Raw genomic sequence first — 15,534 nt, 5'->3', positions numbered from 1 at the left:
GCAGGGGCCGAAGCCCCCGCCCGCAGTGTCGGTCAGTTCATCAGGCTGTTCGTCGCCTCGACGATCTGGGCAAGCCCATCTTCCGGCGTGATGTCGCCGCGCATGACCGAGGCGATGATGTCGCGCTGCGTGCGCCAGATGCGCACGGAATCGCCGCCCGGATAGCCCGCCCAGGGGCGGGAGCGGTCGGCCTGGTGCGAGGCGGTTTCGACATTGGGATGTTCGGCATAGAAGGGCGCGAGGAATTCCTCGCCCGTGGCGCGCTTGTTGGTGGGCAGATAGCCGGTGATGCGCACGATCATGTCCTGCGCTTCCGGGCCGGTGACCCATTTCAGATATTCCCAGGCCGCCGCCTGTTTGGCCTGATCCTGTGTCAGGATCACGGCTGCATTGCCGCCGGTCGGCACGCCGCCCTCTTCCTTGTTGTCCAGCGGGAAGGTGGTGGTCAGCAGCTCGAACCGGTCACCCACCAGTTCCTCGATGGTCTGGACATGGGCGGGGGTGGAGAAGATGAACCCGGTAAGCCCTGCGCCGAACTGCTGACGGGACTGGTCCCAATCCAGCACCGGCTGCCCGCCCTCCGTGACGAAAGAGCGGATGAGCCGCAGTGCGTTCAGACCGATCTCGGCGTCAAACGCCACGCGGCCGGTTTCCGGGTCGGTCAGGTCGCCGCCCTGCTGATAGATCATTGCCTGCCACAGCCAGTCATCCGGCCAGCCGCCGATGTCATAGGCCATGCCGGCATAGCGTGAATCCAGCGCGTGAATGTCGGCTGCAAGAGCAACCAGTTCGGCCCAGGTGTCCGGCATGTTCTCCGGGTCGCCGCCGGCCTCGCGCACCAGATCGGCATTGATATACATGATGGGCGAAGAGGCATTGACCGGCAGCCCGTATTGCTTGCCGTTCACCTGTCCCAGCGCGAACATCTGCGGGGTGAAGTTTTCGTCCACCCAGTTCGCACCCTCGGCCTCGACCAGCGGACCAAGGTCACGGATCTCACCGCGCGGTTCCAGCGTGTTCACCAGCTCGCTCAGCAGATGGTAGCCCGAGAAGAACACATCCGGCATGTCGCCGGTGACGGCCGAGCGGAGAACCTGCTGATGGCCTTCGTTATAGGCAACGGCGGGGGCCAGGAACTCGATCCGGATATCGGGGTTGTTCTTCATGAACTCCTCCGCGATCGGCTGGTGAAAGCGGGTAAAGCCCGGCAGGTTGTAAAGCACGTTGAGCGTGACTTCCTGGGCGGCCACGGCCCCCGGCAGAAGGCCAAGCGCAAGCGCAGCGGCAGCAAGACGGTGCGGGATCATCGAAAGGCTCCGTTGGTTGGGGAGGGGAGGTGTCATTTGATGCCGGTCATGGTGATGCCGGCGATGAAGTGGCGCCGCGCCAGCAGGAAGCACAGCACCATCGGCGCGGTGATGATCGTGGCGCCGGCCATCAGCGCGCCGTAATCCGCGCCCGATTCCGCATCCGAGAAATACAGCATTCCCAGCGGCGGCGGCGCCAGGGCGGTGTCGCGCACCACGATCAGCGGCCAGTAGAGGTCATTCCAATGCGCCACGACCGAAAAGATGGAAAAGGCCGCCAGAACGGGAAGCGAGCCGCGCAGCACCAGCCGCCAGCAGATCTCCAGTTCCGAGAACCCGTCGAGGCGCGCGGCCTCGATGATTTCGTCAGGATAGGAACGGAAGGACTGTCGGAAGAGGAAAATCGCGAAGACCGACAGGAAGAACGGCGCCATCAGCGCGAAATAGGTGTTCAGCAGCTTCGCCTTGGCCAACCCCACGAACAGCGGCAGCGCCAGCGCCTGCATCGGCACGCAGAGCGCGGCAACCACCAGCGCGAACATCAGCCGTCGCCCCGGGAACCGCAGCTTGGCCAGAGCATAGGCCGCAGGCACCGCCGTCAGCACCTGCACGATCAGGATGCCCGCGCAGACGATGACCCCGTTCAGCATGAAGCGCGCCATCGGCACGATATCGGTGGCACGGCCATAGTTCCGGGGGGCGGAAAATTCCTGCGGGATGGGCCAGAGCGAGATATCGAAGATTTCGGCCGGGGAACGGAGCGAAGTCAGCACCATCCAGTAGAACGGCAGCAACATCACGGCCGCGCCAAGCGCCAGCACCAGATGAGGAGTGTAACGGCGCAGAAGCGGCATCAGTAATGCACCTTCCGGTCAAGCCCGAAGGTCTGGCCGATGGACAGAACCAGCACGAGCGCGAGAAACACCAGCGTCAGCGCAGCGGCATAGCCGGTTTCGGCATATTCGAAGCCTTCAAGATAGATGGCATAGAGCAGCGTTTCGGACCCCTGCCGCCCCTTGGTCAGCACCGCCACCTGTTCGAAGACCTTGAAGGCGGAAATCGAAGTGGTCACCACGACAAACATCGTCGTCGGTCCCAGCATCGGCCAGGTGACGGTCAGGAAGCGGTCGATGGGATGGCGCGCACCGTCAAGCCGCGCCGCCTCGGTCAGGTCGCGGGGGATCGCGGTCAGCCCGGCCAGGAACAGCACCATGTTGAAGCCCAGCACCTGCCAGATGCCGATGATTGCCATCGTGGGGATCAGAAGCGCGGGCTGGCCCAGGAACGAGACCGGCTCGAAGCCAAGGGCGCGGATGGCCGCGTTCACCGGGCCAAGCGAAGGGTGCAGCAGGAACTGCCACACCGTTGCCATGGCAACCAGCGTCGCGGTCACGGGCAGGAAATAGGCGGCCTCCCAGAAGGCGCGGCTGCGGCGGCGGCCCTGCACCAGAAGCGCCACGCCAAGCGCGAGGCCGATGCCCAGGGGAATGACCAGCGCGGCATAGATCAGCGTGTTCGTCAGCGCCCGCAGAAAGACCGGATCCCTGAAGGCGCGCGTGAAATTGTCGATCCCTGTGAAGCGCCATGACAGGGCGCCCAGCCGGTAGTCGGTGAGGCTGAAGCCCGCCAGCACAAGAATCGGGATGATATAGATGGCCAGAAGCAGAAGCGCGGCCGGGGTTGCAAACAGAAGCCCGCGCAGGATCACCTTCCGGTCCCGCCGGGATCGCCGCGAGATATGTGCGGGACCATCAATCGACGTGATCGTCATGCCGCGACGCCTTCCGTCACGAAGGTGATGCAGCGCTGGCCCGCGGCATCGAACACATGCGCCCGTTCGGCCGCAAAGCCGATCTCGACACTGGCCTCGGCGCCGATGCCGGCATCGCCCGCATACTGGCGCATGACAAGGCGCGTGCAGCCTGGAATTTCAAGCGTGAGATACCGGTCGGCGCCATGCTGCTCGGCGCGGATCACCCGTGCCGGAAGGCCGCCCGGCGCAAGATGCAGATCCTCGGCCCGCAGGCCCAGCGTCACCGGCCCAGGCAGAAGGGCACCCCGATCGCCCTGTGCGGCAAGGCGCGTGGCAAGGCCAGGAAGCCGGATACGCCCGCCGCCATCCACCTCGGCGGGAAGAAGGTTCATCGCCGGCGTGCCGATGAAGCGGGCCACCGTCAGGTTGGCCGGACGCTCGTAAAGCTCGGAGGGCGTGCCAAGCTGCATGATCTGCCCGCCTTCCATCAGCGCGATCCGGTCCGACATGGTCATCGCCTCGACCTGATCATGCGTCACGTAAAGGAAAGTCGTGCCCAGCCGGCGGTGCAGTGCCGCAAGCTCTTCGCGCATATGGGCGCGCAGCTTTGCGTCGAGGTTCGACAAGGGCTCGTCCATGAGGAAGGCCGCCGGATCGCGCACCAGCGCCCGGGCCAGCGCCACCCGCTGCCGCTGGCCGCCCGAAAGCTGGCCGGGCTTGCGGCCCAGCAGCGGCGCGATCTGCAGGACCTCGGCTGCTTTCTTCACCGCGTCGTCGATATCCCGCAGCACCGCCGCCCGTCCCGGCACCAGCCGCCCGACCAGCGGCAGACGTGCAGCCATCCGCAACCGCCGCATCCGCAGCGGGGTTGCGATGTTTTCGCGCACGGTCATGTGCGGGTAAAGCGCGTAGGACTGGAAGACCATCGCAAGGTTGCGGTCTGCGGGATCCACATCGGTCACGTCACGGCCGCCAATCATCAGCCGGCCCTGATCCGGCGACTCGAGCCCGGCAATGATGCGCAGCAGGGTGGATTTGCCGCATCCCGACATGCCCACCAGCGACAGGAACTCCCCGTTCCGGACGGCGAGGTCGATGCCCTTCAGGACCTGTGCGCCGCCAAATCCCTTGGTGATCGACGAAAGCTCCAGCGCCAGGTCGCAGGATCTGTGGCCCATGTAACGCTCCTTTTCTGAGCGCCTTCAATTGCCGCAGATCACGACAGTGACGTGACAGGATCGCGAAGTTTTCATCACGATCGGGTTTCGGCCCTACGGAAACCCCTCTGGGCCTTGTGGGACGTCGGCGCCGTTCGCGGGTGCGGCGAGGGGCGCATGCCGCTCCTGTGCGCCGCCTGACGCGATGCCAGCCGACTACCCCGGTTGCGAGGGCGCCGCGCGAGGGTCAGGCCGAAGCCCTCGGACGTCTGGCGGTTCGGAGGCGCGTGGCGCAGGAGAGGCCCGGATGCACGGCGCCTGAGGGCTTTCCGGCCAAGCTGCGTGCCTCAGCCCCAAGCCGCCGGTCTTGCGCATCTGCGTCCTTGCGCGGCTTGCCCCTGCGCCCGTGCGGGGTGACTCATCCACCTGCCTGGCAGGGGACGACAATCATCGTCCTGACGGGCCTTGCAGCACAACACGAAGGCATAATCCCGAAACCGGCCTCAGGCCGAGCTGCGCGTGACAAAGCGGCCTTCGAGGAACACATCCTCGGACAGCTTGCCGTTCAGAACCTCAAGCAGCTTCTGGGCCATCAGGGTGATCGGCTGACGATAGGTCGTCAGCTGATAAGCCGGCGAGGACGAGAGCGGAATGTCGTCAAAGCCGGTGACCGCGATGTCTTCGGGTACGCGCAGGCCCAGCTTGTAGCGAATCGCGTCCATCGCCCCGATGGCGATGATGTCGTTTTCACAGACCAGCACATCCGGATGGTCGGCGCGGGGCGTTGCCGTCAGAAGCTCGGTCACCCGGGCAATGGCCGGGCCGAAGTCATAGGCTTCGGCGTGAACAACCGGCACCGCGGTGCCGGTGCGTTCGCGCCAATAGGCTTCGAATGCTGTCTTGCGATGCAGCTTGGCGGATTGGGTGTCGGGGCCGGCAACGAACACCGGCCGGCGATACCCGCCCTCCAGCAGATGATCGGCGATCTGGCGCATGGCGATAGTGTCGTCGCAGGCGATGACCAGCGTATTGGGATTCTGACTGTAGCGCGCAAAGACCACCAGCTTCTTCAGCCGGCGCGCCCCCAGCGCCGTGCCGAGAATGCGGTCGTCGAACCGCGTCCCGATCACCACCGCCGCATCGACGCGGCGCTGGCTTGCCGCCATCAGCGCCGCCGAGGCATCGTCGCTGTCGGACATGTGCACGAGAAGGGTGCCCCAGCCCGCGCTCCAGAGGATACGCGTCAGACGTTCCAGCAGCACAAGCTTGTGCGGGTTGTTGAAATCGTTGGTGATGATTGCAACCAGCGACGACCTGTCCGATGCCAGTCCCGAAGCCAGAAGGTCCGGTGCATAACCTAGGGCCTCGGCCGCCGCCAGGACGCGTTCGCGGCTTTGGCGCGAAATGGATGCATCCTTCTTGAAGGCGCGTGCGACGGTCCACCGCGATACGCCGGCTGCCGCCGCTACGTCATCGGCGGTCACCACGCCGGATGTGTTTGAAGCCTCGTCCATCGCTGCAGACTAGCTTGCCCGGCAGACGTCCGAAAGCACATTGCACGCGCGTGCAGTTTTTTCTTGCACGCGCGTGCAATGTGGTGCAGCGTGCTCCTGACGTCGTCGAACGGACGATGCTGGGAGGAAGATTCATGCTGAAGGTGGCGTTGCTGGGCGCTGGCCGTATTGGTCAGGTCCATGCCAGATCCATGACCGCGTCGCGTCAGTGCCGCGTGGCGGCAGTGGCGGATGTGAATGCCGCGGCCGCCGATACGCTTGCGGCAGAGATCGGGGCCGAGTCGTGCAGCGTTGAGGCCGTCATTGCGGATCCCACAATCGACGCGGTGCTGATCGCCACCTCGACCGACACCCATTCCGATCTGATCACGCGCGCCACTGCCGCGGGCAAGGCCGTGCTGTGCGAAAAGCCCGTGGACCTTTCGCTTGATCGTGCGCTTGCCACACTGGCGGCGGCCGAAGCGACCGGGCGCCCGGTCATGATCGGCTTCAACCGGCGCTTCGATCCGAATTTCGCCGCCCTCAAGGCCGCCTTCGAGGCAGGCGAGATCGGCAAGGGCGAGCTGTTGTCGATTACCTCCTATGATCCGGCGCCGCCGCCCGTCGAATACATCAAGGTTTCCGGCGGGCTGTTCCGAGACATGATGATCCATGATTTCGACATGGCTTGCTGGATTTTCGGCGGCCCGCCTGCGCGTGTCACGGCACATGGTGCGGCGCTGGTCGATCCCGCGATCGGCACGGCGGGTGATATCGATACGGCGGTGGTCACGATGGTCTGGGCCGACGGGCGCATCGCAGTCATCAAGAATTCACGCCGGGCGGGTTATGGCTATGACCAGCGGCTGGAACTGCTGGGGTCGGGCGGGTTGCTGTCGGCGCAGAACGTGTTGGAAAACACCGTTCAGAAAGTCACGCCACAGGGCGCGGTGGCGGCTAAGCCCGTGCATTTCTTCCTCGAACGCTACATGCGTGCCTACGAGATCGAATGGCAGGCCTTTCTTGATGCCCTGACGCAAGGGGCGCCGATGCCTGTGACGCTGCGCGAGGGCGTGGCCGCGCTTGCCTGTGCGGAAGCTGCGGCGCGCGCGCTTGTCGGGGGCGTTACGGTCGAGATCACGGCCGCGATGCTTGGGGCCGGTGATGCGTGACATCGGGTTCTGCAGCTGGATCTTCGGGGGCGAACCGCTTGCCGTGACCGCCGCGCGCGGTGCGCGCTGCGGACTGCAGGCGGTCGAGATCCATGGCGATCTGTCGCTGGATCCGGTCGAAGCCGGGCGCATCTTTCGCGATGCCGGTCTCGGGATCGTGTCCGTCACGCCGGGGGACGCCGATGTCAGCCATCCTGATGCGGCGATCCGGGAGGCCGGGCTGGGCTACTATCGCCAGCTCGTGGATTGGGTCGCGGCCCTGGGCCATGACGCACGGATTGGCTGCCACGGACTTGTGCAGCGGATCCGCCCTGTCTCGACCCAGACCGAGGAGGATGCGATCCTCGCCGAAAGCGTGGCACGGATCTGCGACTGGGCCGGGGGCAGGATGGTGGTGTTCGAGATCCTCAACCGTTACGAAAGCCATCAGGTGCGCACCGTGGCCGAGGGCCTTGCCTTGCTTGACCGTGTGGGGGCGCCGAACCTTTTCCTGCTTCCTGATGCCTATCACATGAACATCGAGGAGGCCGATCCTGCGGCCGCCTTGCGCGATGGGGGCAGCCGGATCGGGCTTTACCACCTGGCCGACAGCAATCGCGGCGCGGTGGGCGACGGCCATTGCGATTTCGCGTCCCAGTTCGCGGCACTCGACGCCATCGGCTATGATGGCCCGATGATTGTCGAGCCGGCCGCGCCCGGACCCGACCCGTTCAACACCGACAAGGGCGCAGGCTATCGGGACCGGCTTGAAGAGATGCTTGCCCGGTCGGTTACCCGGATCAGGGAGATGGGCCACTAGGAATCCGCGCGCCCGGGGCGCGCCGGACGACGCTGGCGGGACCGCCGCGAGCGTAACCAAAAAGGGAGGAAAGACATGACCAAATTCACCACCGCAGCCGCCACTGCCGCACTGATGGCGCTGGCAGCGCCCGCAATGGCGCAGAACATCATCGTCGTGGCCCATGGCCAGGCAAACGACCCGTTCTGGTCGGTCGTCAAGAACGGCGCCGCACTGGCGGGCGAGCATACCGGCGCCAATGTCGATTTCCGTGCGCCGGAAGTCTTCGACATGGTGGCGATGAGCCAGCTGATCGATGCCGCCGTGAACCAGCAACCGGCGGGGCTTGTCGTCTCGATCCCGGATGCGGATGCGCTTGGGCCCTCGATCCGCCGCGCAGTCGAGGCCGGGATCCCGGTGATCTCGATGAATTCGGGCGGAGACGTCGCCGCCGAACTCGGGGTTTTGCTGCATGTCGGGCAGTCAGAGTATGACGCGGGCCGTGCCGCAGGCGAAAGGCTGGCCGAGATGGGCGGAACCAAGGCGATCTGCGTGAACCAGGAGGTCGGAAACGTCAGCCTTGACCAGCGTTGCGCGGGCTTTGCCGAAGGGTTCGGCGGTCCGGTCAATGTGGTGCCGACGCAGAACGATCCGACCGAGGTGCAATCCCGCGTCCGTGCCGCACTTGAATCCGACACCGAGGTGAACGCGGTGCTTGGCCTCAGCGCGAGCCTCGTGGGGGAGCCGTCGATCGCCGCTGTCGAAGCGCTCGGCCGTGATGACGTGCTGGTCGCGACCTTCGACCTTTCTGCCGGCTTTCTGGAAGCGGTATCCGAGGGGCGTGCGGCCTTTGCCATCGACCAGCAGCAGTATCTGCAAGGCTATCTGCCGGTCGCCTTCCTGGCACTTCATGCCGAATACGGCCTGATGCCGGGTGGCGACGTGCCGTCTGGCCCCAATCTGGTGACGCAGGACACCGCCGGACAGGTGATCGAGCTGTCTGCCCAGGGCATCCGCTGATCCGGGCGGGGCGGGCCTGCGCCCGCCCCATCGGAAACGATATCAAGGGGGGAACCGACCGTGGCTGACAGTGCCAGCTTTTCCGTGGACGAGCGGATCAAGACCGAATCCGTGATGACACGCCTGATGAGACGCCCGGAACTGGGGGCGATCGGCGGCGTGATCCTTGTCACCATCTTCTTCATGGTCACGGCCAGCCCGGCCATGTTCACCCTCGCCGGGATCATGAACTTCATGACGCCCGCCGCACAGCTGGGTATCCTGGGGATTGCCGCCGCCATGTTGATGATCGCCGGTGAATTCGATCTGTCGATCGGCTCCATGGTTGCCTTCGCCGGCATGGTCTTTGCGGTCCTGGTCGTCAACATGGACCTGCCGCTGATCGCGGCAATCCCGCTGACGATGGTCTTTGCCGCCATCGTGGGCGCGCTGAACGGCATGATCGTGATCCGAACCGGCCTGCCCAGTTTCATCGTTACGCTGGCGTTCCTGTTCATCCTGCGCGGAGCATCGCTGGTCGGGTTGAAGATGTTCACCGGCGGCGCCACCCAGTTGCGCGGTGTGCGGGACGCGGTTGCCGCGGACTGGCTTGCCCCGATCTTTTCGGGCCACGCCTTCGGGGGTTTGTTCCGCTGGATGGCCGAACAGGGCTGGATTGCCAGACTTGCATCGGGGGCGCCCGCGGTTCCGGGCGTGCCGGTTTCCATCCTCTGGTTCGTGGGCTTTGCGGTGGTTGCGACCTTCGTGCTGTTGCGCACGCCGGCCGGCAACTGGATCTTTGCGACCGGCGGCGACAGGAACGCTGCCAGCAATTCCGGCGTGCCGGTGTGGCGCGTCAAGATCGCGCTGTTCATGCTGACCGCCTGTGCCGCTGCCCTGGTTGCCATCATCACCGTGATCGATACCGGATCGACCGATGCACGGCGCGGCTTCATGAAGGAATTCGAGGCGATCATCGCCGCGGTCATCGGCGGCTGCCTGCTGACCGGGGGCTACGGATCCGCCATCGGCGCTTTCTTCGGCGCGATCATCTTCGGCATGGTCACCATCGGGCTGACCTACACGAGCTTCGATCAGGATTGGTTTCAGGTCTTCCTGGGGGGCATGTTGCTGCTGGCCGTCGTGTTCAACAATGCGATCCGCAAGCGCGTGACAGGGGAACGTTGAGATGTCCGAACCGATCCTCCGGATGGAGAACATCAAGAAGCACTTCGGCAATGTCATCGCGCTGAACGGAGTGACCTTCGACGTGCGCCCGGGCGAATGCCATTGCCTTCTGGGCGACAACGGCGCCGGAAAATCGACCTTCATCAAGACGATGTCGGGCGTTCACAAGCCGACCGCGGGTTCGATCACCTTCGAAGGCCGCCCCATGGCCTTTTCCAGCCCGCGCGACGCGATGGAGGCGGGCATAGCCACCGTCTTTCAGGATCTGGCCATGATCCCGCTGATGAGCGTGACCCGCAATTTCTTCATGGGCCGCGAACCGACCAAGGGCCGGTTCATCAAGCGGTTCGACATCGCGACCGCGAACCGGATCACGATGGAGAAGATGCACGAAATGGGCATCAACCTGCGCGGACCCGATCAGGCGGTGGGGACCCTCTCGGGGGGCGAGCGGCAGACGGTGGCCATTGCGCGGGCGGTGTATTTCGGGGCCAAGGTGCTGATCCTCGATGAACCGACCAGCGCGCTCGGCGTGCGCCAGACCTCGAACGTGCTGGCAACCATCGCGCGGGTCCGGGCGCAGGGGGTAGGCGTGGTCTTCATCAGCCACAATGTGCGTCACGCGCTTGCGGTGGGCGACCGCTTCACGGTGCTGAACCGGGGCCAGACCCTGGGCACGGCCCTGAAGGGCGAAATCGACGCGATGGAACTGCAGGATCTGATGGCCGGGGGGCAGGAACTGGCGCAGCTGGAAGGCAGCCTTGGGGGAACGGTGTGATGTCTCTTGGTGTTGCGCTGATCGGCACGGGGTTCATGGGCAAATGCCACGCGATGGCGTGGCGCAACGTGGCGACCGTGTTCGGCGGCGTGCCGCCCCGGCTCGAGATGCTGGCGGATGTGGCGGATGTCTCCGACCTCGCCCGGGCCTTCGGCTTTGCCCGCACCACGACGGACTGGCGGGCGGCTGTGACCGATCCGTCCGTCGATGTCGTCAGCATCACCACCCCGAACGGCCTGCACCGCACCATGGCCGAGGCCGCCCTGCGTGCGGGCAAGCATGTCTGGCTCGAAAAACCGATGGCGCTGACGCTTGAGGATGCGCAGGCCATGGCCGAACTGGCCGCCGAACGGCCCGGTCAGGTAACCCTGCTGGGCTACAACTACCTGCGCAGCCCCGCTTTCCAGGCCGCGCGGGCGATGATTGCTGCGGGCGATATCGGGCGGCCGCTCGCGTTCCGTGGTGTCTATGACGAGGATTATTCCGCCGACCCGGCTTTGCCCTGGTCGTGGCGGATGACGCATGCAGACGGGGGGCTCGGTGCGCTGGGTGATCTGGGTTGCCATCTGGTCAGCGTCATGGTTGCGCTCATGGGTCCCGTGGCCGAAATCACCGCGATGACCCAGATCGCGGTGCCGATGCGCCCCTCGCCCGAGGGTCCGCGCGCGGTCGAGAACGAGGACAGCGCGCTGGCGTTGATCCGATTTGCCAGCGGCGCACAGGGATCCTTTGCAACCTCGCGCGTGGCACGCGGGCGCAAGTGCCGGCTGCAATGGGAAATCCACGGCAGCGCGGGAACACTGGTCTTCGATCAGGAGAACATGAACGAACTTTGGGTGCACCGCGCCGGAGAAGCCGGTTTCACGCGCCATCTGAGCGGCCCCGAGCAGCCTGATTTCGCGGCCTTCTGCCCCGCGCCTGGCCATAACTTCGGTTTCAACGAACAGAAAGTCGTGGAATGTCACGCCCTGATCCGTGCCATCGAAGGGCGGGCGCCTGCCGCACCGGGCTTTGCCGAAGGGGTGCAGATCGAACGTGTCATCCACGCCATGGCCGTGTCAAACGGCCGGCCCGTCAGCCTGCAGGAGGCCGCGCATGAAGCAGCTTGACGTGATCACCATCGGTCGAAGCTCGGTCGATCTTTATGGCCAGCAGGTTGGCGGCCGGCTCGAGGACATGGGGTCATTCGCCAAATACATCGGCGGCAGCCCGACCAACATAGCCTGCGGAACGGCGCGCCTGGGGCTGCGCTCTGCGGTCATCACGCGGGTGGGGGACGAACATATGGGCCGCTTCATCCGCGAGCAGTTGCTGCGCGAGGGTGTGGACGTGCGCGGTGTCACCACCGACCCCGCGCGGCTGACCGCGCTGGTCATCCTGGGTATTCGGGACCAGGACAGCTTTCCGCTGATCTTCTACCGCGAAAACTGCGCCGACATGGCACTGTCGGCGGATGATATCGACGAAGGGCTGATCTCCCAGTCGCGTTGCGTCCTGGCAACGGGCACGCATCTCAGCCACCCGCGCACCGAGGCCGCGGTGATTAAGGCGCTGCATCTTGCGCGGAAACATGGCGCGCAGACCGCGCTCGATATCGATTATCGCCCGAACCTCTGGGGCCTTGCAGGACATGGTGACGGCGAAAGCCGTTTTGTCGAAAGCCGGGCGGTGACGGCGCGACTGCAGGCGACCCTGCATCTTTTCGATCTGATCGTCGGCACCGAAGAGGAATTTCACATCGCTGGCGGCACCACCGACACGCTGGACGCCTTGCGCGCGGTGCGGGCGGTCAGCGATGCGGTGCTGGTCTGCAAGCGCGGCGCCGCGGGGGCGGTGGCCTTTACAGGCACGATTGACGGCTGGGACAGTGGCGAGCAGGGGCCGGGCTTCCCGATCGAGGTCTTCAACGTGCTGGGGGCGGGCGACGGGTTCTTCTCGGGGCTCCTGAAGGGCTGGCTGGACGGCGAGCCCTGGCCGAAGGCGCTGGAATATGCCAATGCCTGTGGCGCCTTCGCCGTCAGCCGGCACGGGTGTACGCCCGCCTATCCCTCGCTTGAGGAGCTGGACTTCTTCCTGAACCGTGGTGTGGCCCGGCCCGATCTGCGCAACGACCGGGATCTGGAGCAGATCCACTGGGCCACCAACCGCCAGGGACGCACCGGCGGCGACTGGACCACAATGCGTGTCTTTGCCTTCGACCACCGCGCGCAGCTTGAAGAGATGGATGGCTACAGCCCTGCGCGGGGCGGAGCCTTCAAGCAGCTGTGCCTTGATGCGGCCCTAAGGGTCGCGGCGGGCAGGGGCGGCCATGGTATCCTGTGCGACAATCGCATCGGACGCGCGGCGCTGCAGCGCGCCAGCGGCAGCGGGCTCTGGATCGGGCGGCCCGCGGAATGGCCGGGCTCACGCCCTCTGGCGCTCGAGCCGGAGCTGGGGCCGGATTGCGGCGGCCTTGGCGAATGGGCGCGGGAAAACGTGGTCAAGGTGCTCTGCTTCTGTCACCCTCGGGACGATGCGGCGCTGCGCGCGGCGCAGGAGGCAACGGTCCTGCGCCTGTTCACGGCCGCGCGCCGCAACGGGCTCGACTTCCTGCTCGAGATCATCCCGTCGAAGGTCGGTCCGGTGGACGAGGAGACGACAGCCCAGTTGATCCGCCAGTTCTATGCCGCCGGGATCTATCCCGACTGGTGGAAGCTGGAGCCCCTGGCCAGTACCGCCGCCTGGCAGAAAGCCATCGCCGCGATCGAGGATCACGACCGGCACACGCGCGGGATCGTGGTGCTGGGGCTCGACGCCACCGAAGAGGACCTGGCCGCAAGTTTCGCAGTGGCGGCGGCCTTTCCGCTGGTGCGGGGCTTTGCGGTCGGACGGACGATCTTCGGCGCCGTGGCCCGTGAATGGTTCGCAGGGCGCCTGAGCGATGATGCGGCTGTGGCCGAGATGGCAGCGCGTTTTCAGCGCTTGTGCGGGCACTGGGATCGGGCGCGGCTTGCCGCCCGTGCCGCGGCATGAACGGCCATGACCGTCGAATACTTGGGGGGCGGGCGCGGGCCCGGCCGGAAGGGATGAAACGATGAGCGAAACAATCCGGTTGACGGCGGCGCAGGCGATGGTGCGCTGGCTTTCGGTGCAGATGACCGAAGAGGGCGAGCGGTTCATCGACGGGGTCTGGGCGATCTTCGGCCATGGCAATGTCGCGGGGCTGGGCGAGGCACTTCACGGCATCGGCGATGCGCTGCCCACCTGGCGCGGCCAGAATGAACAGACCATGGCCCATGCGGCGATCGCTTTCGCCAAGGGCGCCGCCCGGCGGCGGGCACAGGCGGTGACCGCCTCGATCGGGCCGGGTTCGACCAATATGGTCACGGCGGCCGCCCTTGCGCATGTGAACCGGCTGCCGGTGCTGTTCATTGCCGGCGATGTCTTTGCCTCGCGCCGCCCCGATCCGGTTCTGCAACAGGTCGAGGATTTCGGCGATGGCACGGTCAGCGCGAACGACTGCTTCCGCCCGGTGGTGCGCTATTTCGACCGCATCTCCCGGCCGGAACAGCTTTTGTCGGCGCTGCCGCGTGCGTTGCGGGTGATGACCGATCCGGCCGAATGCGGGCCGGTCTGCCTTGCCTTCTGTCAGGACGTGCAGGCCGAGGCCTTCGACTGGCCCGAGGCTTTCTTTGCGCCGCGCGTCTGGCGCATCCGCCGGCCTGCGCCCGATCCGGCCGAACTGGCCGAGGCGGTGGCGCTGATCGAAAAGGCGCGCTCGCCGGTCATCATCTGCGGCGGTGGCGTGGTCTATTCCGGGGCCGAGGCCGCGCTCGCTGAATTCGCGCAGCGATACGAGATCCCGGTGATCGAAACCCAGGCCGGCAAGTCGGCACTGGCGCAGGCACATCCGATGAACCTGGGCGCTGCCGGGGTGGATGGCTCGGCCGCGGCCAATGCGGCGGTGGGCGCTGCGGATCTGGTCATTGCCATTGGCACCCGGTTGCAGGATTTCACGACCGGTTCGCGCACGCTCTTTCCGCAGGCGCGACTGCTGGGCATCAATGTCCAGCCCTGGGATGCGGCCAAGCATGGCGCGGTGACGCTGATCGCCGATGCACGCATCGCGCTCGAGCAGCTTGGAAAGCTGCTCGGGGAACGTCATTTCGGTGTGGACGCGGCGGCGCGGGCAGACTGGCTCGCAGCGGTCGATGCCCATTGCGCGGCCCCTTCGGAGCCCGGCCTGCCAACGGATGCGCAGGTCATCGGCGCGGCGCAGCGCGCGGCCGGCGATGCCATCGCGATGTGCGCGGCAGGCACGATGCCCGGGGCGCTCAAGCTCTTGTGGCAGGCGTCTCCGGGCGGCTATCACATGGAATATGGCTACAGCTGCATGGGCTATGAAATCGCCGGGGCCATGGGGTTGAAGCTGGCCCGCCCGGACCGCGAGGTTCTGTGTTTTGTGGGCGATGGCAGTTACATGATGGCCAACAGCGAACTGGCCACGGCCGTCATGCGCCGCATCCCCTTCACGGTGATCCTTACCGACAACCGCGGCTTCGGCTGCATCAACCGGCTGCAGCAGGGGTGCGGCGGGGCGCCCTTCAACAATCTCTATGCTGACTGCCGGATCGAGACGCAGCCCGAAATAGACTACGTGGCCCATGCCGCCAGCATGGGGGCGCATGCGGTCCGTGCCGGTGACATTCCGGCGCTTGAGGCCGCCATCACTGCAGCGCGGAAGCGCGACATTCCCACGGTCATCGTGGTCGAAACCACCCCCCGTCCCGGCCCCGGCGAGGGGCTGCGCGGCGCCGGCCACTGGTGGGATGTCGCCGTGCCTGCCGCCAGCGGGTCCGAGGCGACGAAACAGGCCTATGCACGCTATCTGGCGATGGCGTCGCGGCAGAGCATGATCAACTGAGGCAGA

General features: G+C 65.9%; 13 protein-coding genes. 8 read left to right on the top strand and 5 right to left on the bottom strand.

Annotated elements, in window-relative coordinates:
* Window positions 1-32: 32 nt before the first annotated feature.
* The 5 genes from ACFQXB_RS10335 to ACFQXB_RS10315 form a co-directional block, all read right to left on the bottom strand.
* Window positions 33-1,307, bottom strand: a complete 1,275-nt coding sequence (locus ACFQXB_RS10335) for an ABC transporter substrate-binding protein (protein WP_377403078.1) — start codon at window positions 1,305-1,307, stop codon at window positions 33-35.
* Between the two features lie 32 nt (window positions 1,308-1,339).
* Window positions 1,340-2,161, bottom strand: coding sequence for a carbohydrate ABC transporter permease (locus ACFQXB_RS10330; RefSeq protein WP_377403076.1), 822 nt, complete (start codon window positions 2,159-2,161; stop codon window positions 1,340-1,342).
* A complete protein-coding gene (locus ACFQXB_RS10325) occupies window positions 2,161-3,078 on the bottom strand; it encodes a carbohydrate ABC transporter permease (protein ID WP_377403074.1) in 918 nt (305 codons plus the stop codon). The genes ACFQXB_RS10330 and ACFQXB_RS10325 overlap by 1 nt, the downstream gene beginning before the upstream one ends.
* Window positions 3,075-4,238, bottom strand: coding sequence for an ABC transporter ATP-binding protein (locus ACFQXB_RS10320; RefSeq protein ID WP_377403072.1), 1,164 nt, complete (start codon window positions 4,236-4,238; stop codon window positions 3,075-3,077). The genes ACFQXB_RS10325 and ACFQXB_RS10320 overlap by 4 nt, the downstream gene beginning before the upstream one ends.
* 482 nt (window positions 4,239-4,720) lie before the next feature.
* Complete coding sequence (locus ACFQXB_RS10315) at window positions 4,721-5,731, bottom strand: LacI family DNA-binding transcriptional regulator (RefSeq protein ID WP_377403070.1); 1,011 nt, start codon at window positions 5,729-5,731, stop codon at window positions 4,721-4,723.
* Between the two features lie 134 nt (window positions 5,732-5,865).
* On the opposite strand from ACFQXB_RS10315, the gene iolG reads away from it, so the two are divergent.
* The 8 genes from iolG to iolD all read left to right on the top strand — a co-directional run bounded on the left by iolG (window position 5,866) and on the right by iolD (window position 15,528).
* The gene (gene iolG, locus ACFQXB_RS10310; RefSeq protein WP_377403068.1) at window positions 5,866-6,882 is read left to right on the top strand and encodes an inositol 2-dehydrogenase; all 1,017 of its coding nucleotides are present in this window, start codon (window positions 5,866-5,868) and stop codon (window positions 6,880-6,882) included.
* Entirely contained in the window at window positions 6,875-7,681 is an 807-nt protein-coding gene (locus ACFQXB_RS10305) for a sugar phosphate isomerase/epimerase family protein (protein WP_377403066.1), read from the top strand. The genes iolG and ACFQXB_RS10305 overlap by 8 nt, the downstream gene beginning before the upstream one ends.
* A gap of 75 nt (window positions 7,682-7,756) precedes the next feature.
* Entirely contained in the window at window positions 7,757-8,680 is a 924-nt protein-coding gene (locus ACFQXB_RS10300; protein ID WP_377403064.1) for a sugar ABC transporter substrate-binding protein, read from the top strand.
* A gap of 114 nt (window positions 8,681-8,794) precedes the next feature.
* The gene (locus tag ACFQXB_RS10295) at window positions 8,795-9,847 is read left to right on the top strand and encodes an ABC transporter permease (protein WP_377403635.1); all 1,053 of its coding nucleotides are present in this window, start codon (window positions 8,795-8,797) and stop codon (window positions 9,845-9,847) included.
* Window position 9,848: 1 nt separating this feature from the next.
* A complete protein-coding gene (locus tag ACFQXB_RS10290; RefSeq protein ID WP_377403062.1) occupies window positions 9,849-10,625 on the top strand; it encodes an ATP-binding cassette domain-containing protein in 777 nt (258 codons plus the stop codon).
* The gene (locus ACFQXB_RS10285) at window positions 10,625-11,734 is read left to right on the top strand and encodes a Gfo/Idh/MocA family protein (protein ID WP_377403060.1); all 1,110 of its coding nucleotides are present in this window, start codon (window positions 10,625-10,627) and stop codon (window positions 11,732-11,734) included. The genes ACFQXB_RS10290 and ACFQXB_RS10285 overlap by 1 nt, the downstream gene beginning before the upstream one ends.
* Window positions 11,721-13,637 carry a bifunctional 5-dehydro-2-deoxygluconokinase/5-dehydro-2-deoxyphosphogluconate aldolase gene (locus tag ACFQXB_RS10280; RefSeq protein WP_377403058.1) on the top strand — a complete coding sequence of 639 codons (1,917 nt, stop codon included), beginning with the start codon at window positions 11,721-11,723 and terminating at the stop codon, window positions 13,635-13,637. The genes ACFQXB_RS10285 and ACFQXB_RS10280 overlap by 14 nt, the downstream gene beginning before the upstream one ends.
* 61 nt (window positions 13,638-13,698) lie before the next feature.
* The gene (gene iolD, locus ACFQXB_RS10275) at window positions 13,699-15,528 is read left to right on the top strand and encodes a 3D-(3,5/4)-trihydroxycyclohexane-1,2-dione acylhydrolase (decyclizing) (RefSeq protein WP_377403056.1); all 1,830 of its coding nucleotides are present in this window, start codon (window positions 13,699-13,701) and stop codon (window positions 15,526-15,528) included.
* The last annotated feature ends 6 nt before the right edge of the window (window positions 15,529-15,534 follow it).

It is taken from the genome of Halodurantibacterium daqingense (assembly GCF_042666235.1).
Taxonomy (GTDB): domain Bacteria; phylum Pseudomonadota; class Alphaproteobacteria; order Rhodobacterales; family Rhodobacteraceae; genus Halodurantibacterium; species Halodurantibacterium daqingensis.
The sequence above is the reverse complement of the archived record's forward strand: the minus strand, read 5'-3'. Positions and strand labels throughout refer to the sequence as shown.

Excerpts from the sequence above, each read along its gene's own strand:
- ACFQXB_RS10335 (WP_377403078.1), bottom strand. The coding sequence starts at position 1,307 with ATGATCCCGCACCGTCTTGCTGCCGCTGCGCTTGCGCTTGGCCTTCTG.
- ACFQXB_RS10330 (WP_377403076.1), bottom strand. The coding sequence starts at position 2,161 with ATGCCGCTTCTGCGCCGTTACACTCCTCATCTGGTGCTGGCGCTTGGC.
- ACFQXB_RS10325 (WP_377403074.1), bottom strand. The coding sequence starts at position 3,078 with ATGACGATCACGTCGATTGATGGTCCCGCACATATCTCGCGGCGATCC.
- ACFQXB_RS10320 (WP_377403072.1), bottom strand. The coding sequence starts at position 4,238 with ATGGGCCACAGATCCTGCGACCTGGCGCTGGAGCTTTCGTCGATCACC.
- ACFQXB_RS10315 (WP_377403070.1), bottom strand. The coding sequence starts at position 5,731 with ATGGACGAGGCTTCAAACACATCCGGCGTGGTGACCGCCGATGACGTA.
- iolG (WP_377403068.1), top strand. The coding sequence starts at position 5,866 with ATGCTGAAGGTGGCGTTGCTGGGCGCTGGCCGTATTGGTCAGGTCCAT.
- ACFQXB_RS10305 (WP_377403066.1), top strand. The coding sequence starts at position 6,875 with ATGCGTGACATCGGGTTCTGCAGCTGGATCTTCGGGGGCGAACCGCTT.
- ACFQXB_RS10300 (WP_377403064.1), top strand. The coding sequence starts at position 7,757 with ATGACCAAATTCACCACCGCAGCCGCCACTGCCGCACTGATGGCGCTG.
- ACFQXB_RS10295 (WP_377403635.1), top strand. The coding sequence starts at position 8,795 with ATGACACGCCTGATGAGACGCCCGGAACTGGGGGCGATCGGCGGCGTG.
- ACFQXB_RS10290 (WP_377403062.1), top strand. The coding sequence starts at position 9,849 with ATGTCCGAACCGATCCTCCGGATGGAGAACATCAAGAAGCACTTCGGC.
- ACFQXB_RS10285 (WP_377403060.1), top strand. The coding sequence starts at position 10,625 with ATGTCTCTTGGTGTTGCGCTGATCGGCACGGGGTTCATGGGCAAATGC.
- ACFQXB_RS10280 (WP_377403058.1), top strand. The coding sequence starts at position 11,721 with ATGAAGCAGCTTGACGTGATCACCATCGGTCGAAGCTCGGTCGATCTT.
- iolD (WP_377403056.1), top strand. The coding sequence starts at position 13,699 with ATGAGCGAAACAATCCGGTTGACGGCGGCGCAGGCGATGGTGCGCTGG.